The organism is Shewanella sp. AS16 (assembly GCF_021412365.1).
GTDB classification, from domain to species: domain Bacteria; phylum Pseudomonadota; class Gammaproteobacteria; order Enterobacterales; family Shewanellaceae; genus Shewanella; species Shewanella salipaludis.
In genome coordinates this window covers 746,915-764,241 of sequence record NZ_JAKCLK010000001.1, presented here as the reverse complement: position 1 = coordinate 764,241, position 17,327 = coordinate 746,915, and the positions used below count along the sequence as shown (strand labels likewise).

17 protein-coding genes and 2 tRNA genes are annotated in these 17,327 nt (G+C 54.4%); 11 read left to right on the top strand and 8 right to left on the bottom strand.

Going from position 1 to position 17,327, the window contains the following annotated elements; translation table 11 throughout:
• The first annotated feature begins 119 nt into the window (after positions 1-119).
• From nagA to LZP73_RS03395, 3 genes are all read left to right on the top strand, one after another.
• A complete protein-coding gene (nagA, locus tag LZP73_RS03405; RefSeq protein ID WP_234233058.1) occupies positions 120-1,253 on the top strand; it encodes an N-acetylglucosamine-6-phosphate deacetylase in 1,134 nt (377 codons plus the stop codon).
• A gap of 104 nt (positions 1,254-1,357) precedes the next feature.
• A complete protein-coding gene (gene nagX / locus LZP73_RS03400; RefSeq protein WP_234233057.1) occupies positions 1,358-2,494 on the top strand; it encodes a transmembrane glucosamine N-acetyltransferase NagX in 1,137 nt (378 codons plus the stop codon).
• Between the two features lie 258 nt (positions 2,495-2,752).
• On the top strand, positions 2,753-4,069 hold the full coding sequence (locus LZP73_RS03395) for a sugar MFS transporter (protein ID WP_234233056.1): 1,317 nt from the start codon (positions 2,753-2,755) through the stop codon (positions 4,067-4,069).
• 425 nt (positions 4,070-4,494) lie between these two features.
• Here LZP73_RS03395 and LZP73_RS03390 read toward each other — a convergent pair.
• A tRNA-Thr gene (locus LZP73_RS03390) sits at positions 4,495-4,570 on the bottom strand.
• Positions 4,571-4,577: 7 nt separating this feature from the next.
• A tRNA-Phe gene (locus tag LZP73_RS03385) sits at positions 4,578-4,653 on the bottom strand.
• Between the two features lie 387 nt (positions 4,654-5,040).
• On the opposite strand from LZP73_RS03385, the gene LZP73_RS03380 reads away from it, so the two are divergent.
• Together LZP73_RS03380 and LZP73_RS03375 are read left to right on the top strand one after the other, a co-directional pair.
• Positions 5,041-5,592, top strand: coding sequence for a cytochrome b (locus tag LZP73_RS03380; protein ID WP_234233055.1), 552 nt, complete (start codon positions 5,041-5,043; stop codon positions 5,590-5,592).
• A gap of 4 nt (positions 5,593-5,596) precedes the next feature.
• Positions 5,597-6,184 carry a YceI family protein gene (locus tag LZP73_RS03375; RefSeq protein ID WP_234233054.1) on the top strand — a complete coding sequence of 196 codons (588 nt, stop codon included), beginning with the start codon at positions 5,597-5,599 and terminating at the stop codon, positions 6,182-6,184.
• 129 nt (positions 6,185-6,313) lie between these two features.
• Here the strand turns inward: LZP73_RS03375 and LZP73_RS03370 are convergent, their stop codons facing one another.
• The 4 genes from LZP73_RS03370 to LZP73_RS03355 all read right to left on the bottom strand — a co-directional run bounded on the left by LZP73_RS03370 (position 6,314) and on the right by LZP73_RS03355 (position 10,492).
• Positions 6,314-7,753 carry a DUF3300 domain-containing protein gene (locus tag LZP73_RS03370; RefSeq protein ID WP_234233053.1) on the bottom strand — a complete coding sequence of 480 codons (1,440 nt, stop codon included), beginning with the start codon at positions 7,751-7,753 and terminating at the stop codon, positions 6,314-6,316.
• 179 nt (positions 7,754-7,932) lie between these two features.
• Complete coding sequence (locus LZP73_RS03365; RefSeq protein ID WP_234233052.1) at positions 7,933-9,429, bottom strand: ATP-binding protein; 1,497 nt, start codon at positions 9,427-9,429, stop codon at positions 7,933-7,935.
• Positions 9,422-10,171, bottom strand: a complete 750-nt coding sequence (locus LZP73_RS03360; RefSeq protein ID WP_234233051.1) for a response regulator transcription factor — start codon at positions 10,169-10,171, stop codon at positions 9,422-9,424. Before LZP73_RS03360 ends, LZP73_RS03365 begins: the two co-directional genes overlap by 8 nt.
• A gap of 3 nt (positions 10,172-10,174) precedes the next feature.
• Positions 10,175-10,492, bottom strand: coding sequence for a PepSY domain-containing protein (locus LZP73_RS03355; protein ID WP_234233050.1), 318 nt, complete (start codon positions 10,490-10,492; stop codon positions 10,175-10,177).
• Positions 10,493-10,724: 232 nt separating this feature from the next.
• On the opposite strand from LZP73_RS03355, the gene LZP73_RS03350 reads away from it, so the two are divergent.
• The 3 genes from LZP73_RS03350 (at position 10,725) to LZP73_RS03340 (ending at position 13,406) form a co-directional block, all read left to right on the top strand.
• Positions 10,725-11,672 carry a choice-of-anchor H family protein gene (locus tag LZP73_RS03350; RefSeq protein WP_234233049.1) on the top strand — a complete coding sequence of 316 codons (948 nt, stop codon included), beginning with the start codon at positions 10,725-10,727 and terminating at the stop codon, positions 11,670-11,672.
• Positions 11,673-11,899: 227 nt separating this feature from the next.
• Entirely contained in the window at positions 11,900-12,823 is a 924-nt protein-coding gene (locus tag LZP73_RS03345) for a hypothetical protein (protein WP_234233048.1), read from the top strand.
• Position 12,824: 1 nt separating this feature from the next.
• Positions 12,825-13,406: a hypothetical protein gene (locus LZP73_RS03340; RefSeq protein WP_234233047.1), complete on the top strand. Its 582-nt coding sequence runs from the start codon at positions 12,825-12,827 to the stop codon at positions 13,404-13,406.
• Positions 13,407-13,566: 160 nt separating this feature from the next.
• On the opposite strand, the gene LZP73_RS03335 is transcribed toward LZP73_RS03340, so the two are convergent.
• Together LZP73_RS03335 and mutY are read right to left on the bottom strand one after the other, a co-directional pair.
• Positions 13,567-13,845, bottom strand: coding sequence for an oxidative damage protection protein (locus LZP73_RS03335; protein ID WP_169563402.1), 279 nt, complete (start codon positions 13,843-13,845; stop codon positions 13,567-13,569).
• A 24-nt stretch (positions 13,846-13,869) separates the two neighbouring features.
• On the bottom strand, positions 13,870-14,961 hold the full coding sequence (gene mutY, locus LZP73_RS03330; RefSeq protein ID WP_234233046.1) for an A/G-specific adenine glycosylase: 1,092 nt from the start codon (positions 14,959-14,961) through the stop codon (positions 13,870-13,872).
• A 179-nt stretch (positions 14,962-15,140) separates the two neighbouring features.
• Between mutY and trmB the strand changes: the two genes are divergently transcribed.
• The 3 genes from trmB (at position 15,141) to glsB (ending at position 17,161) form a co-directional block, all read left to right on the top strand.
• The gene (trmB, locus tag LZP73_RS03325; RefSeq protein ID WP_234233045.1) at positions 15,141-15,857 is read left to right on the top strand and encodes a tRNA (guanosine(46)-N7)-methyltransferase TrmB; all 717 of its coding nucleotides are present in this window, start codon (positions 15,141-15,143) and stop codon (positions 15,855-15,857) included.
• Between the two features lie 63 nt (positions 15,858-15,920).
• On the top strand, positions 15,921-16,247 hold the full coding sequence (locus LZP73_RS03320) for a 50S ribosome-binding protein YggL (RefSeq protein WP_169563399.1): 327 nt from the start codon (positions 15,921-15,923) through the stop codon (positions 16,245-16,247).
• Complete coding sequence (glsB, locus tag LZP73_RS03315) at positions 16,247-17,161, top strand: glutaminase B (protein ID WP_234233044.1); 915 nt, start codon at positions 16,247-16,249, stop codon at positions 17,159-17,161. The genes LZP73_RS03320 and glsB overlap by 1 nt, the downstream gene beginning before the upstream one ends.
• Positions 17,162-17,327: the final 166 nt, after the last annotated feature.

Below are 17,327 nucleotides of genomic sequence, written 5' to 3'. Positions count from 1 at the left end.
CTGGCATTTTGCTTGAGTCACTTTGCTTGAAACAATTTTACCCGGGCACTTTGATTCTGACGCCGGGATTTGAGACCTTTGACTACCACAGGCCCGAGTATGAGCAATAGAGAGACAAGATGAAACAGACCCTCATAGCCGAACACCTATTCGATGGCGAGCGAGTCCATCATGACATCCCTGTTACCCTGGAAGACGGCCACATACTGGCACTGGATACAGTCGGCGGCGTTAAAGAGACGCGGCATTCCGGCACCCTGGTGCCAGGTTTTGTCGATGTTCAGGTCAACGGCGGCGGTGGCGCCCTGTTCAATGCCAGCCCGACTCTGGACTGCATAGAAACCATAGGCAGTGCCCATGCCCGCTTCGGCACCACGGCTTTTCTGCCTACCCTGATCACCGACGATGTGGCCGTGATGGCCAAGGCGGCCGATGCCGTGGCCTTGGCCGTCTCCCGGGGCAGCGCCGGTGTTCTGGGAATACACTTCGAGGGCCCGCACCTGTCGCTGCCCAAGAAAGGCGTCCATCCCCAGGCGTACATAAGGCGCATCTCGGATGCTGAGCTGGCGTTGTTCAGCCGTCAGGATCTCGGCCTCAAGCTGGTGACTCTGGCCCCGGAGAATGTCGCCCCCGAAGTGATCCAGGCCTTGGTCGAAGCCGGGGTGAAGGTCTGTCTCGGACACTCCAACGCCGACTATGACACAGTTGTTGCTGCGCTCGAAGCCGGGGCGACTGGCTTCACCCACTTGTACAACGCCATGTCCGGATTGGGCTCCCGCAGCCCCGGCATGGTGGGCGCCGCCATAGAGAGCCAGGATGCCTGGTGTGGCCTGATTGTCGATGGTCACCATGTGCATCCGGCGGCGGCTAAAATTGCGCTGCGGGCCAAACCCAGGGGCAAGGTGATGCTGGTCACGGATGCCATGCCGCCCGTGGGCCAGGATGAGGATGCAGGTTTCGAGCTCTTCGGTACTCGGGTAGTCCGTGTCGGCGACAGGTTAAATGCCGTGACCGGCGAGTTGGCCGGGTGTGTGCTCGACATGGCCGGCGCCGTCAACAACACGATCGGGATGCTGGGGCTGCCAAGGGAAGAGGCGCTGCGCATGGCCTCCCTTTATCCGGCCCAGTTTCTGGGCATAGCGGATAGACGGGGGCGCATCGGCCCTGGATACAGGGCCGATCTGGCCATATTGGACGGCCAGGGAAGGGTAAGCGCGACCTATATAGCCGGGCGAGCCGTGTTCCCCGGCTGAGCCGATAGGGGAGCCCTGGCGGCATACTAAGCTAGCCCTTGTGATATTCATCTATTACAAGGGCTTAATTTTACTTGAAAAATAATAATAAGAGGTAAGCATAGATGCACTCGAACCAAGCCAAGCCGGGCAAGCCCAGGCTCATGTCGCTGGATGCGCTGCGGGGATTCGACATGTTCTGGATACTCGGTGGCGAAGGCCTGTTTGCCGCCCTGTTGGCGTTAACCGGTTGGCAGGGGTGGACCTGGGGCGATGCCCAGATGCACCACAGTCAATGGCATGGCTTCACCTTCTATGATTTGATTTTTCCGCTGTTTATCTTCCTCTCGGGTGTCGCTTTGGGGCTGTCGCCCAAACGCCTGGACAGGCTGCCATTTTCCGAGCGCAGACCGCATTATCTTCATGGGGTCAAACGCTTGGCACTGCTGATAGTGCTGGGGATAGTCTACAACCATGGCTGGGGGGCTGGGCTGCCAGCCGATCCCGACAAGGTGCGATATGCCAGCGTATTGGCCCGCATAGGCTTCGCCTGGTTCTTCGCCGCGCTGCTGGTGTGGCATACGGGGCTCAGGACACAAATCATCTGCGCCCTGGGGATCCTATGCGGATATGCCGCGCTGCAGCTGTGGCTGCCGTTCCCCGGCGGCAGCGCCGGCGTCTTGACCCAGACCGGGTCTATCAATGCCTATGTAGACAGCCATTGGTTGCCCGGCATCACTTACCGCCAGCGTGAATACGATCCCGAGGGACTCTTGTCGACCCTTCCTGCCATAGTCAATGCGCTCGCCGGGGTATTCACCGGCCACTTCATCATCAGGCCCCATGTCAAAGGCGAGTGGTTCAAGGTCGCCATGCTGGTGCTGGCGGGAGGGCTCTGCCTGGGGCTGGGGTGGTGGCTGGATGCCGTGCTGGCGGTGAATAAAGATCTCTGGACCAGCAGCTTCGTGTTGGTCACCAGCGGCTGGAGCTTAATACTGTTGGCGCTCTTCTACGCCCTGGTCGATGTGCTCAAGTGGCAGAAAGCCTTCTTTCCCTTCGTGGTGATAGGCACGAATGCCATCATCATCTATTTGGCATCCAGTCTGTTCGATTGGGCGTTTCTGGCCAAGAGTCTGTTCGGTGGTGTGATAGCCGCCGCGCCGCTGGCGGCGCAGCAGCTACTGGGTGTCATCGCCCTGCTGTTGGTGCAATGGTTGTTGCTCCGTTGGTTGTATCTGCGTGGCATCTTCATCCGCATCTGACTCTGACTCTGACTTTGACTTTGACTTTGACTCTGGCGCCACAGCCCGGGTCGGCGGCTCGGGTACAGGTTTGTTATGCCAGATGAATGACAGCGTTGTCTTTTTGGCTTTTATGTTCTAACATCGATGAAACATTGGCCCGAAAAGCCACCTGGGATCGCAGCAATATTTACAAAGTTACAACCAATAATGTTATAGGATGGCTGGGATGTCTTTCGGCATCAGGGATTAACAACTATAAGAAGCAGGTTTATGAACATGACAGCAACAACCCAGGCTCGGGTGAGCCAAAGAAGCAGTGTCCTGCCTATGACTATCGTAGGCGTGCTCTTCTTCATCTTTGGATTTGTGACCTGGTTAAACGGCTCGCTGATCCCATTCTTGAAGATCATCTGTGAGTTGAATGAGTTTCAGGCATTGTTCGTGACATTCGCCTTCTATATCGCCTACACAGTGATGGCATTGCCCATGTCATCGATTCTGAAACTGACGGGTTACAAGAATGGCATGGCGATAGGCCTGGGGATCATGGCCGTTGGGGCGCTGTTGTTTATCCCTGCCGCCCAGGCCGCCAACTACCTCTTGTTTCTCGCCGCCCTGTTCGTGCTGGGTACCGGACTGACTATCCTGCAAACGGCTTCGAACCCCTATGTGGTGCATATAGGACCGCGTGAGAGTGCCGCCATGAGGATCAGCATAATGGGACTGATCAACAAGGGCGCCGGCGTCATAGTGCCGTTGATCTTCACCGCCCTGGTGCTATCCGGCTTCGAGAACTTCACCACCGAACATTTGGCGGCCCTGAATCCGGTGGACAGGGCGGCGCAGATCGACGCCTTATCCTCCCGCTTGGTGATGCCCTATGTCTACATGGCCGGGGCTCTGGTGTTCCTCATCGCCCTGGTCAAGTTCTCTTCACTGCCCGAGTTGGAGGTCGCCGAGCAGCCGGCCGAGCATGCTGACAAGGCCGGCATAATGCATTTCCCCCAGGTGATCTTGGGCGCCATGGCGCTGTTTGCCTATGTCGGCGTCGAAGTGATCGCCGGTGACACCATAGGCCTGTATGGCGCCAGTCTGGGGCTGAGTAACTTCTCGTCTCTGACGTCCTACACCATGGTGTTTATGGTGTTGGGTTACCTGATAGGAGTGACTTGCATCCCAAGATTCATGTCACAGAAGCAAGCCTTGCTCGTCTCGGCCCTGGCGGGCACTCTCTGTATCCTCGGAGTGGTATTTGGCTCGACCGAGAGCACAGGCATTGCCTCCCTGCTTTGGGGCTGGATGGGGATCCCCGTCATCCCCAACTCGGTTGCCTGTGTCGCCCTGATGGGCCTGGCGCATGCCTTGGTATGGCCTTCTATCTGGCCGCTGGCGTTGGATGGCCTGGGAAAATATACGGCTCAAGGCTCGGCCTTGCTGATCATGGGGATTTCCGGCGGCGCTATCTTGCCCTTGTTTTTCGGCAAGCTGGCCCATTTTGCCGGCGATACCCAACTCGGCTATTGGGTCGGCCTGCCATGTTATCTGTTCATCCTCTTCTACGCGCTGAAGGGCCATAAGCTGCGCAGCTGGTAGGGGCCGGGGAGCTGTGAGAAGGAGCCTCTGGCTCCTTTTTTGTTTCATGGGGCTGTGCGATTAGCGAGAGTCGTCAGTGGCGCTTCACAAGCTAACTTGCCTCACGAACGTTAAGCCAGGTTTCAGGCATAAAGCACCCTCCTGGAAAGGGTTTCTTTATTTATATGCTGCCGGCATCAAGAGTCGAACTCGGGACCTGTGCGATTAACGAGAACCGTCAGTGCTAAGCGTAAATTTCAGACATAAAAAAACCACCTATGAGGTGGTTTCTTTATTTGTATGGTGCCGGCACCAAGAGTCGAACTCGGGACCTGTGCGATTAGCGAGAGTCGTCAGTGGCGCTTCACAAGCTAACTTGCCTCATAAAGGTTAAGCCAAATTTCAGACATAAAAAAACCACCCTGAAGGTGGTTTTTTTATTTGTATGGTGCCGGCACCAAGAGTCGAACTCGGGACCTACTGATTACAAGTCAGTTGCTCTACCAACTGAGCTATGCCGGCTAAATTGTGGTGCCCGAACCCGGAATCGAACCAGGGACACGCGGATTTTCAATCCGCTGCTCTACCGACTGAGCTATTCGGGCAACTAAACTGAGCGTTAGTTGACTACTGCAAACCGCGTATTAACTGAGTCGTTAATGCCTGCGTCGTTTGGAGTGCGCACATAATATAGCTAGGGTTTTCATCCTGCAAGTGCTTTTTCCGAATGACTCAATTGTTCGGCTAGTTAATGCTCAATATGGGTGTTTTTTACCTGTTTAAGGGGGGCTTTAATGCTCATAAGGGCGATATGACCGGCACAAATTGTGATTTCCACTCGGCCAACCCGGCTGTTTTACTGCGGATTAATGGATAAAACCGGCACTTTAACCAGCTTTCTATAAATTAGGACGATATGGCCGATTTTTAGCGATATTAGTATTTTAGAATGGCGCTATCATAGCCATTAACATTCAGCAGCAGGGATCCTTATGTTTCGCGGTAATGAGCGCTCCTATGGCCGCCTAGCCATATTGGTACATTGGTTGACGGCCCTGGTGGTATTCGGCTTGTTTGCCCTGGGGGTCTATATGGTGCAACTGAGCTATTACAGCAGTTGGTACAAGACGGCGCCCCATATCCACAAGAGTGTTGGCATCCTGTTGTTGCTGTTGACACTATTCAGGTTGGGTTGGCGGCGTTTCGACACCCGCCCGGCAGCCGAAGCAGGGCATAGGCCCTGGGAGAAAAGACTGGCCAAGCTGGCCCACCTGTTACTCTATGGTCTCTTGTTGCTCATCATGGGCTGCGGGATCTTGATTTCGACCGCCGATGGACGCGGACTCTGGGTCTTCGACTGGTTCGAAATCCCTTCGGCGGGATTGTTGTTTGAGGGCCAGGCAGATATCGCCGGCGATATTCACAAGTTTGCGGCCTACGGTCTGATGGCCCTGGTACTGATACATGCAGCTGGCGCTCTCAAGCATCACCTGTTCGATAAAGATAACACCTTAACCAAAATGCTCACCTTCAACAGGGGATAGGATAATGAAGAACAATTTACTCAAGACATTGATGGCGACATCTTTCCTGGCTGCTGCCGCGGCGCCGCTGGCGGCCTCTGCCGCCGACTATGTGATAGACACTCAGGGCGCCCATGCTTCTATTGAATTCAGGGTGAGCCACCTGGGCTACAGCTTCGTTGTCGGGCGCTTCAACGACTTCAGCGGCAATTTCAACTTCGATGCGGCCAAGCCGGCCCAGAGCAAGGTGAATGTCACCATCAATACCCTGAGCCTGGATTCGAACCATGCCGAGCGTGATAAGCATCTGCGCAGCCCGGATTTCCTCAACACTGCCAAGTTTGCCACTGCCACTTTCAAATCAACTTCTGTTGAAGACAAAGGCAAAGGCGACATGCTGATCAACGGCGCTCTGACCCTTAACGGCGTGACTAAGCCGCTGACAATCAAGGCCCATGCGGTCGGCGAAGGTCAGGACCCCTGGGGTGGCTACCGTGCCGGTTTTGTCGGCACCAGTGAGTTTGCCCTGAAAGATTACGGGATCAACTTCGATCTGGGCCCGGCATCGACCCAAGTCGCCCTGAACCTGGTGGTCGAAGGGGTGCGTCAGTAGGTCTTTGGATTTGGCCGCCTGAGCGGGTGTGATAAAAATGGCCACTCTCTAAGTGGCCATTTGCTTGTTGCAGCCCATCTTGTTGCGCCGCCAATCTCTGTGGGCATGGGGCTCTATCCTGCTTCATGGCTATTTTCGCTGCTCCATTCTTCTGTCGTCGCTCGAATGGTGTTTTCCCCCTGCGTGCGCCCGCCCTGTCTCGGGCCTGGCTTGGCTGTGGCCGTGATTATTCTGCTGATAATGACTGCGGCTATTGTTGCTCGCCTGGTTTACCCTGTTGTGACTCACGGCCGAACTCTTGTTGACCGAGCTCCTATTGACCTTGTGCCCCCAGTCCCTGTTGCCCCGGTTTTGAGGTTTAACCCAAGTCGGTTTCGATGCCGTCACATCATGCTGCCCCTTGAACTTGGCTCCTTGCTCCCGCTTCCAAGTGGGGGTTGTTTTGGACATGGGACCGGATAACCCCCGCTGCCCATGAGCCGCTTGGTGCTTGTCCTTATGCACATCCCCCCTGACCTTGGCGCGGTAATCGTTGCCCCTCAGCTTGTCGATGAATACCTTATCCCTGGGCTGATGCAGCCTGTCACTGCGTTGGTATGCCGGGAAATTCTCCATCCCCTTGAGCGTTTGTACCTGTTTCGAACGATTGATACTCTGTTGTGGCCTATGGCCCAAGCTGTCGCTCCTGAGCATACTGGGTCTGTTGCTATGGTACTTATGCCTCAGGTTGTCATTCCTGTAGGCCACCCCCCTACGATGGTGGGGTTGATGGTGCCAGCGTTGCACCCCATGGCTGTGGGCTATGACTTGTCTGCTGCGGTAATGGTACGACCCCCGCGGCTGAGTCACTATTATGTGGTGATGAGGCCAGTTGAAGGCGCTGAAGAAATAGTTGAAGCTGATATATATCCCAGTATGCCAATAGAAGTGTCCATGGCGTGTGTAGTAGGGATAGAGATCCCAATAGACGGGCGGATAACCGATCCAGCGCCAGTGACCATAGACAATCCATGGGTCGTAGTAAGGCACATACACTATTTGCGGTTGCACCGGCTCTATGATGATCTGCTGCTCGACGCGTTTTATCTTCATATTGTCCATGTCGGCCAGGCTGTTGGCGGCATCTGCATCTCGCCTCAGGGACTGGATACTGGCCAGCACGCCGGCTTCATCCTGCAGGAAGGCATCGCCGAGTTTCTGCGTCCAATCCAGGTCATCATTCATCTGTTTCAGGACGTTGGGAAACGCCAACAGGGCCACGACACTAGGATCCCAATCCTGATCTTCGGCCTTGGCCATCAGCTGCTTGGTGCTCAGTCCCGGATGATTATTGAGCCAGCGCTGCGCCTCGACGATTTCCAGTGGATAGGTAGCAGCTATCAGTATGTGGGTGAGCAGGCTGTCGGGATACAGGGCTATGGGAGCCAACATCTGTGCCAACTCGGCTTCGCTGAATTGGCCCTGTTCACTCGCCGCAGCGGTTTCCTCTGCATGGGCCAGAACGCCGACCAGTGCAGGGCTGAGCGCTATCATGATAGACAGACAACTCCACTTGATGATTCTGTTCATGTCGCCTCCAGTCTCTTTTGACTATGAGCCGATGATATCCGGGTCAAGATGAACATAAGCTGAAGGCTGAAAATACCTTGGCCAGGGCTGGAAACAGCCCAGGATACTTGCCGAGTCAGCGCGATATTTAACATCTAAGTTATTGATAATGATTGAGTTGTTTTAGCTTTCTGAAAGGATCAGCGTTTGAAGGATAAGCTGAACTTGGCACCACCTAGTCTTGCCGAGCGCGCCAGAGACAGCTGTCCCTGATAGCTGTCGACCAGATCCCTGACGATCGCCAGTCCTATGCCATGGCCTTGGTGATAGGAGTCGGCGCGGATGCCGCGTTCGAATATCTGTGACTCCTGTGCCTGGGGGACTCCCGGGCCATCGTCTTCTATGGTGAACACCAGTCTGTCGCCTTCATAGGCGACGTCTAGGCTCACCCGCTTGCTGGCCGCCTTGCAGGCGTTGTCCAATAGATTACCCAGGAGTTCGGCCAGATCCGCCTCGTCGCCTCTGAACTGGGCTTGGGGGTCTATGTGGCTCTGGAGCCCAACCTGGGGATAGATTTTCCCCAGGGTGCGCAGCAACTTATCTGCCAGGGCGGCGACTGTGACCCCCAAGTGCCAGGAGGCACCGGCCGCCGATTGCGCCCGTTTCAGCTGGTGGCCTATGATGCGATTTATGGCCGCGACTTGTTCGCAGGAACTCTTGCTCAGATCCGTTTGGCTTTGGATCACCGCCAGCGGCGTCTTCAGGCTATGGGCAAGGTCGGCCAGGGCATTGCGATAACGCTTGCGCTGGTGCTGCTCAGTGTCGAGTAAGGTATTGAGCTGCCGCGCCACCGCCTGCAATTCCCTGGGGTAGCTGGTACTCAGCTGCATGGCCTTTCCCTGCTCGACTTCGGCCAATTCCCGTTTAAACTTCGCCAGCGGCTTCAGTGTCCATAACAGCCAGACCAGTTGCACTATGATGAGAAATAACATGATAACCAACAGGCTGGTCCATAATTTGTGGGTAAACAGCAGGTTCTGCCGCTCAAAATCGGCCATGTCCTTGATGATATGCACTGTGATGGGAAAGTTCCTGGCCTGGCTTGGGAGTGCATCGTCCCCCTGGGCATCGCCGGCAAAGCTGGCACTGAAGCTGTAGATGAGATAGGGCTTATCCGCGAGCGCTAACCGGCCGAACTGCCCCTGGCCTATAGCCGGAGCGGGCAGTGATGTTGGCGGCTCGAGGCCGAGAAAGGAGTTTGAATGCCACAGCATGTCCGTCTTGGATTCATGCACCGCGCCTGGCTCGGGTTTGCTGATGATGGCATACAGACCCGACTGTAACAGATTGAACTGATTTTCAAGTAGTTGCTCAGGCATCAACAGCTTGTCACCATCGACTTCGGCTACCGCCAGCACCGAATAGACATAGGCGCTCAGCTCATTCCTGGCGGCATTGGTGACTTGTTGCTTGAAGGCATCATTCAGGGTGATGCCGATGGCGGGCAGCAATAGCAGGATAAGCAGCAGGGCGCTGACAATTAGTCTGGCCTTGAGGGAGTTGAGCACGCCTGTCTTGAGCCAAGACGCCCGGGGCGGCGTTCTTGCTGCTCCCGCCTTAATCTCAGCTTGAGACTCGGGTTTAGGCTTAGGCTTAGGCTCGGGTTCGGGAGTTGGATAAGAGCTCGTCTCACTCATGCCGCTTGTCTGCATTTCTGCCCGCCATGGCGCTGTTGGCCGGGTTTTCCGGGTCGTTGGCTGTCTCGCCGGCCAGAGATCTCAATCTGTATCCCTGGCCCCTCAAGGTTTCTATCAGGTTATAGTGATTGTCGGGGTCGAGTTTTTTTCTCAGCCGGCCGATGAAGACTTCTATGACGTTGGAGTCCAGATCGAAGTCCTGATCATATATGTGCTCCGTCAGCACAGTCTTGGACTTGACCTCCCCCTGGTGCAGCATGAGGAACTCGAACAGCTTGTATTCGGAACCACTCAGGTTGATGGGCCGTTCATCCTTGCAGACTTCATAACTGCTGGTATTGATGCTGAAAGGACCATTGTGGACCAGCGGGCTCGCCTTGCCGGCCGAGCGGCGGATCAACGCCTTGAGCCTGGCGACTAACTCCTGGGGATGAAACGGCTTGGTCAGGTAATCGTCGGCACCGGCATCCAGGCCTGCGACCTTGTCCTGCCAGCTGTCTCGCGCCGTCAGCACCAGGATAGGAAAGCTTATCTGCTGGGCCCGCAGCTCGGTGATAAGTGAGATACCGTCCAGCTTCGGCAGGCCGACATCTATGATGGCCGCATCATAGGCGTACTCACTGGCCTGAAACAGACCCTCTTCGCCATCGGACGCCAGATCTACCGTGTAATTCGCCTCGAGCAGGTGGTGCTTGAGGTTGGTCTGTAAGTCAATGTCATCTTCTACCAGTAGTAATCTCATAGGTTAGTTCCTCATGACTCTGCCGGTTTGCGCATCGACGGCGACATAGAACACCATGCCATCATCGCTCAGCAGCTTGACCTTATAACCCGGATGACCATTGACCCTGGCCGCTTTGACTTTCAATACCTTGCCCTGGTATTGACGTTTAACCAGCTGGACCGCCTGTTGTGCACTCATGACCTGGAGCCTGGCTTCGGCCGCCAGCGGCTGGTTCGCGCGTTCGCCCGGGCCTGGAGTCGCAGGCCGTAGCTGCGCCGCCGCAATATGACAAGGCAGCAATAAGCAGAGCGTCAGGGACAAAGATGCAGCAATTTTCATGGGTTCCACCAGTTCAGCGTCGTAACCTCAGTGTAAAAGATCCCATAAAATTAAGAAACATGGGACTAAAGATAGGGGTTAATGCCTCTTGTTCGTACCAAATTTAACCAGCCTGGCTGAACCCAGGCTGAATGCCATTCCCGGTGACGATTCTGCCCGGCAACGTTCAGCTTGGGTTCACCTTGGCTCGCTTCTAATGGCGGCCATAAGTGCATTTCATGGAGCTAGAACAATGAAAGATTCATCTACCGCAACCCAGCCAAAGAGTGTCGGCCAGACAGGCACAGGTCTCAATTTCGTTACCGCCAAGCGCAGCTTTAAGTCGGGACTCTTGCTGAGTGCTTTGCTGACGCTCGGTGTTCATGGGAGTGTCCATGCAGAGGAGGAGGAGGCAATGGGGCCAAAGCCGGTGCAAAAGAGGCTGGCGTCCCAGGCCGTCAAGGTCGGCGCCGAGGATGCAGGCACTCGTCTCGATGGCGGCGCTCGAACGGAGACACAGTCAGACGAGTCGCAAAAGTTGCAACAGCTGCAGCAGTTGAGGAAGACACAGCAGGCATACTCGCCGCAAGCCGTGGCGCAGGATAAAACCAGGGAACAGGTGATGGCCGAGCATGAGGCCAAGGCGAGCGCCGCCGAGCGCCAGGCGAGCAGCGCAACCGAGCAATATAGCAACCCTGCCTATCATGAGTTCAGCATCTATGATGTCAGCAGCCGTCTGTTTGAAGATTATGACTATGACGGCTTCTACCAGAGCTTCAGTGTGACCTTCGATGCCGATGTTTTTGGCCTGGAAGCGGATGCCTATGCGGATGTGTTCGCCGAACTCTACTTGAGCAAGGATGGCGGCCCCTGGATCCATTACTTCACGACCGAGATCTTCACCATCAGGGGCGACTCAGATCTGGACGATTTCGAAGTGTTGACCAACCTCTACAGCGGCTACAGCCCGGCTCATTATGATGTGTTGATCGATCTCTACGAAGTGGGCTTCGGTGACGTGGTCGCCAGCATCAGCTCCTACGACACCAATGAGTTGTATGCCTTGCCGCTGGAGAGCAGCGACTGGGATCTGCCGCCCGAAGAGAGCCATAGCGAGGGCCATGCCGGCGGCGCGCTGTCCTTTATCGGCCTGTCATTGCTGGCGGGAGGTGCCTGGCTGCGCCGCCGGCTTGCAGTCTGATTTGTAGTCAGGAATTGTAGCCAGGAATTGCAGCCAGGCATTTGCCTGCATGGATAAAACAAACAGCGCCTGAGGGCGCTGTTTCTTCTAGCTTGCACTATCGGGAGCGTCCATATATGTCCTCATAGTCCGTTTGAATTGGTTTGCTGAAAACGTTGAATTCATAGCTGTTTTTAATTAGCATTGGCGTCTAAGGGACTATATAGCTAACTGTAAGGAAACAGGGAATGTCTGCCTATGCTCGTCGAGCCGCCGCTCAGTATCAACGTCAAAAACAAATTCAACAAGCGCTGCAACATAATCAGCACACTCTAGTTCAAATGAATCCGGATGAGTTTCTGGACTTTGCGTTCAATGTACAGCGCCTTAAAGGAAAAAGCCAAACTCAGATTGTAGAATGGGTAGATTCAATTCTGGCAAAAGAAAACGTAATTTCAGACAGTTGGCAACAGTATAAAGCGGCTTTGAAAACCGGCTCGGGGGTGATCCCGTGGGGGATGGATGTTATGGCGCTTGGCGCTATTGCGCTTGAGATGAAAAGAGGCGGCAATACGTTTTCCAAGTATCAAATTAAAACTTATCAAGGTAAGCCAAGCGTTATTTTTAAGGGTTACTCAGGCTTAAGAAAGCATTTAACCGGGACCAGGTATTTGGCCAATAACCCCAAAGTTGTGTCATTTGGTATTGGTAAACTCGGTGTTGCGAAAGCCATTAAAGGCGGCTTCATTGCAACCGTGATTATTTCGGCAACCTTCCATGCCTTTGAGCAAATGCTTAATGATCAGACTACATGGCATGACTTTGTCGGTGGGCTTACGGTCGATGTAGGGATTGCCGCCGTTTCATCTGGTATCGCATGGGGGGCTGTTGCAACTTATGCCGGCGGAGCGGCTGCCATGGTTGCGGTTGGCCCTATGCTTGCGGTTGTTGTTGTGGGAGCCGCATTAACCGTGCTTACCTCCGCTTTTGTCGATTCAGATGCCCTGGCCAGCCGAATTTCAGAAAGCTTGCGTACTTTAGAGAAAAATATCCAAAGTAATCTGAAGCAAATAAAGCAAGAAATTAACCGGGCCGGACGTATGTACGATGAAGATCCCATAGGTTTTGTACATCGTTTGTTTGGCATTCCATACTACGGACGTGGTTACTAATATGAACACTTCGTCGTCACAAGACGTTCAATTGAGACCAGCACAGGGTATTTTTTTTATAGTACTGCTTTTACTTGTTATAGCGGGTTATGTGTATTCGCTTTTTTCAGAGTTGTCTATGCTGGCACGTGTCCACGAGCAAGGAATTTTAATAAAGGTACGCACCTCGATTCCTCCGCTTCTGATCATGATGCCTGCCCTGGCAGTACTTATACGAGGCATAGCCTGCCGGTTACTGCGTCTGGAATCTGAGCAGGCCCAGAAAAAAGGGCTTTATTTTATCATTGTCAGTTTTCCCGTTTTTTTACTGGTCTGGGCCGTTTACAGCTGGCAGCTGGGAAACTGGTTTGACGACAATGGTTACACCGAGTGTACCTGGTATTCGGGTGCCATCTTAGGTGCGCCAAAAATTATGCTTAGTGACCCAGGTTATTGTGTAAAACAGGGGTACCAGATACGTATTGAGCTGATTGACTGGTTTGAAACCCAGCATAACAGTGGAATCAACCCGAGCCTTGAAGCCTTCACGCAAAAACAGCAGCAACTTTTGGCTGACTATAAAAAGCGCTTCGATCTGCTTTAGCTTACACTCGCAGGAAAGCTGAAAAGGGATGATGTCAGTCCTTTTTCGTGACAGTGCAGTCGCTGTGTCACTCTGAACAGTGACTGCAGCCATATACGCAAAGCCACCCGCACGGCAGGTGACTTTTTTGCTCGACTTATCTTATATCGGGGCTTTGGTATCAGTCCTGATCCTTCTGCGGCACATAGCCTTCGATCTCTACGTCCTTGCCTTCGAACAGGAAGTTTATCATCTGGGTTTCCAGAAACTTGCGATCATCGACATTCATCATGTTGAGCTTCTTCTCGTTGATCAACATGGTTTGTTTCTTCTGCCACAGGCTCCAGGCTTCCTTGCTGATATTATCGTAGATGCGCTTGCCCAAGTCGCCGGGATAAAGCTGGAAATCCAGGCCTTCGGCCTCTTTGTTTAAGTACACACAATTTATGGTGCGAGCCATGACTACTCCTTATTTACTGCTTGTTTACTGCTTATTTGAACCAGTGGCGGCCAGATCGGCAAGCAGCCGTTCGGTGGCGGCGGCGAGCCCAATTCTGGCGGGATTGTGTATGTTATACCAGAGCGCCGACTCGGGTTCCATTATGCGGTTAGCGCTTTGGGCCTCAAGCCGGGTTTCCGTACCACCCGAGACATCCAGCATCAGCGCCTGGATATCCAAATGGAAGTGGCTGAAGGTATGGCGAAAACCCGTCAGCCACAGGCCTTGCTTGCCGCCAAGGCCCAAGCCTTGTAGATGCTCATCCAGACTGGCCCGGGTGCCGAATTCGGGAAAACACCAGAGGCCACCCCAGATCCCGGCCGGGGGACGTTTATGCAGCAGTACCTCGCCGTCGCGTACCAAGGCCAGCATCCAGGCCGATTTTGCCGGAATGCTCTTCTTCGGCTTCTTGCCCGGATAGTCGCTCTGTCTGCCACTCAACTGGGCACGACAGTCGATGGCCACAGGGCAGGCGGCACAATCTGGTTTGGAGCGGCTGCAGATGCCGGCGCCCATGTCCATCATGGCCTGATTGTACTTTTGGATGTCATGTGCCGGAGTCAGTTCCTGGGTGAGTCGCCACAGTTGCTCTTCTACGGCCTTTTGCCCCGGCCAGCCGGCGATGGCGCCATGCCTGGCCAGCACACGTTTGACGTTGCCGTCCAAGATGGGGTGATGTTGCCCCAATGACAGGGATAAGATGGCCCCGGCGGTAGAGCGGCCTATGCCGGGCAGCGCCAGTACTTGTTCGAATTCTTCGGGAAACTTCCCGGCAAACTCGTCCCTTATCAGTTGCGCCGCCTTATGCAGGTTTCTGGCTCTGGCGTAGTAACCCAGGCCTGTCCAGTGGTGCAGTACCTCATCCTGGGGCGCGTCGGCCAAGGCACAGACATCGGGAAAACGCGCCATAAACTTGAGGTAGTAGGGGATAACGGTCGCGACCTGGGTCTGTTGCAGCATGATCTCCGACACCCAGACGCTATAGGGGGTCTTGTCCTGTTGCCATGGCAGGCTCTTGCGGCCATGTTGGTCATACCAAGCATTGATGCGCTCGGCGAAAGAGGGAGTCGATTTCATCGGCGCAGTGTAGCGACTGGAAATGCCTTTAACAAGGGTGAAAATCCCCCGTAAACTCGCTAAGCTCGCACTGTCCGGGATTCTTGGTATACTTTTTCAGCATTAGGGCTTGCACTGTATGTTGAACTTTGGATAATGCCCCTTCTTTTATACTGTGCTGTCCACGAGGCTAGGCAAACATGAGCGACGTTACCACCGCTGAATTTAATGAAGAAGGCAAGTATCTGCGTAAGATCAGAAGCTTTGTCTTGAGAGAAGGGCGTCTGACCAAGGGCCAGGCACAGGCGATGGAATCCCATTGGCCGGCCATGGGGCTGGATTACAGCCCGGCGCCTTTGGACTTGTCCCGGGTGTTTGGCCGTGAGGCAGATACAGTGCTGGAAATAGGCTTCGGCATGGGCGCATCTCTGGTGGAGATGGCGGCCGCGGCTCCCGAGCTTAACTTCATCGGCATAGAAGTGCATAAGCCGGGCGTAGGTGCCTGTCTGGGTACCGCCGGCGAGGCCGGGGTCACCAACCTGAGAGTCTATCACCATGATGCCATGGAAGTGCTGGAACATAGCATAGCCGATGGCTCCCTGACCCGGGTACAACTCTTCTTCCCGGACCCTTGGCATAAGAAGCGTCATCATAAGCGCCGCATAGTACAGAGCGCGTTCGCCGAGCTTATTCGCCGTAAACTGAAAGTTGGCGGGGTATTCCATCTGGCGACAGACTGGGAAGATTACAGCGAGCACATGCTGGAAGTCATGAATGCCGCACCCGGCTACAAGAACCAGTCGGCGACAGGCACTGTGGTCGAACGTCCGGATCATAGACCCTTGACCAAGTTTGAGGCCCGCGGCCATAGATTGGGCCACGGGGTTTGGGATCTGATGTTTGAACGCATAGCCTGACACAATACCACTCCTTGCCGCAGCGGCCGGGAGTGACTCATTTCATATTAGGGAGAAAATCTTATGGCCACGAACCGTAGCCGTCGTTTGCGTAAAAAATTGCGGGTAGATGAGTTTCAGGAGCTGGGTTTCGATATCAGCTGGACCTTCGACGATTCGGTGTCCGAGACGGACATAGATGCATTGGTGGATCAGTTTATCGATGAAGTGATCGAAAACCGTAAGCTGGGTTTCCATGGCGGTGGTCATAAAGAATGGGAAGGCATAATTGCGACCCAGACCATAGGCAAGTGCACCGCCGACGACATAGCCGCGGTCAAGGGATTCTGGGATAAGCAAAAAGTATCCCAAGTAGAAGTGAGTGAACTGTACGATATCTGGTGGGGTTAATGCCGGAGCTTGCCTTGTTGCAGCAAGTGGTCGAGCGGGTTCGACCCTTGTTAGGGCTGGGAAAGGTTGCAGATTATATCCCTGCGCTTGCCAGCGTAGATGCGGGTAAGTTGGGGATCGCCATCACCACAGTCGAAGGTGTGACTCTGGGGGCCGGCGACTATCTCGAGCCTTTCTCGATCCAGAGTATTTCCAAGGTCTTCAGCCTGACCCTGGCCCTGACGCTTTATGAAGAAAGCGAAATTTGGGCCAGGGTAGGCAAGGAGCCGTCGGGGCATTCCTTCAACTCCCTGGTGCAGGTCGAGCTGGAGAGCGGCATACCCCGTAATCCCTTCATCAATGCCGGAGCCTTGGTGATTGCCGATCTGCTGCAGGCACGCCTGGGGGCCCCAAAACACAGGATGCTGGAAGTGGTCCGCAAGCTGTGCGGCAACGAGAGGATAAGCTATGACAGGCTGGTTGCCGATTCCGAGTATCAGTTCAGTGCCCGCAATGCGGCGATTGCTTACCTGATGAAATCCTTCGGTAATTTCCATGGTGACGTCAACACAGTACTCCAGAGCTATTTCCATTATTGCTCGCTGCAGATGAGTTGTGCCGATCTCTCCAGGGCCATGGTATATCTGGCGAATCGCGGTGTATCTCTCAGCGGCGAGCGCTTGATTACCCAGGTGCAGACCCGGCAGATGAATGCCCTGTTGGCGACTTCAGGCCTGTATGACGGTGCCGGTGAATTCGCCTATAGAGTCGGCATGCCGGGCAAGAGTGGCGTAGGTGGCGGCATCATTGCCGTGATCCCTGGGGACATGGCCATCTGTGTCTGGTCGCCGGAATTGGATAAACAGGGAAATTCCCTGGCCGGAACCGCCATGTTGGAGCATTTGAGCCAAGAGCTCGGACGTTGCATCTTCTAGTCTCGACTCATATTCTCAATCTTCATCCTCAGGCGCATGGCGCCAATCCCGGCGAAAAACGCCTGGCAAATAACACCAGATAATGGTGTTATTTGCCAACTCAGGGCCGCAGCTTGAGTATCATCCCATTTAAAACCCTTTGTTTTCAATGTATTGAAAGATTGGC

Bases quoted from the DNA above. Each gene is read 5' to 3' on its own strand.
- trmB (WP_234233045.1), top strand. From the start codon at position 15,141: ATGAGCGACGTTACCACCGCTGAATTTAATGAAGAAGGCAAGTATCTG.
- nagX (WP_234233057.1), top strand. From the start codon at position 1,358: ATGCACTCGAACCAAGCCAAGCCGGGCAAGCCCAGGCTCATGTCGCTG.
- glsB (WP_234233044.1), top strand. From the start codon at position 16,247: ATGCCGGAGCTTGCCTTGTTGCAGCAAGTGGTCGAGCGGGTTCGACCC.
- LZP73_RS03375 (WP_234233054.1), top strand. From the start codon at position 5,597: ATGAAGAACAATTTACTCAAGACATTGATGGCGACATCTTTCCTGGCT.
- LZP73_RS03335 (WP_169563402.1), bottom strand. From the start codon at position 13,845: ATGGCTCGCACCATAAATTGTGTGTACTTAAACAAAGAGGCCGAAGGC.
- LZP73_RS03340 (WP_234233047.1), top strand. From the start codon at position 12,825: ATGAACACTTCGTCGTCACAAGACGTTCAATTGAGACCAGCACAGGGT.
- LZP73_RS03350 (WP_234233049.1), top strand. From the start codon at position 10,725: ATGAAAGATTCATCTACCGCAACCCAGCCAAAGAGTGTCGGCCAGACA.
- LZP73_RS03395 (WP_234233056.1), top strand. From the start codon at position 2,753: ATGACAGCAACAACCCAGGCTCGGGTGAGCCAAAGAAGCAGTGTCCTG.
- LZP73_RS03320 (WP_169563399.1), top strand. From the start codon at position 15,921: ATGGCCACGAACCGTAGCCGTCGTTTGCGTAAAAAATTGCGGGTAGAT.
- LZP73_RS03360 (WP_234233051.1), bottom strand. From the start codon at position 10,171: ATGAGATTACTACTGGTAGAAGATGACATTGACTTACAGACCAACCTC.
- nagA (WP_234233058.1), top strand. From the start codon at position 120: ATGAAACAGACCCTCATAGCCGAACACCTATTCGATGGCGAGCGAGTC.
- mutY (WP_234233046.1), bottom strand. From the start codon at position 14,961: ATGAAATCGACTCCCTCTTTCGCCGAGCGCATCAATGCTTGGTATGAC.
- LZP73_RS03355 (WP_234233050.1), bottom strand. From the start codon at position 10,492: ATGAAAATTGCTGCATCTTTGTCCCTGACGCTCTGCTTATTGCTGCCT.
- LZP73_RS03345 (WP_234233048.1), top strand. From the start codon at position 11,900: ATGTCTGCCTATGCTCGTCGAGCCGCCGCTCAGTATCAACGTCAAAAA.
- LZP73_RS03380 (WP_234233055.1), top strand. From the start codon at position 5,041: ATGTTTCGCGGTAATGAGCGCTCCTATGGCCGCCTAGCCATATTGGTA.
- LZP73_RS03365 (WP_234233052.1), bottom strand. From the start codon at position 9,429: ATGAGTGAGACGAGCTCTTATCCAACTCCCGAACCCGAGCCTAAGCCT.
- LZP73_RS03370 (WP_234233053.1), bottom strand. From the start codon at position 7,753: ATGAACAGAATCATCAAGTGGAGTTGTCTGTCTATCATGATAGCGCTC.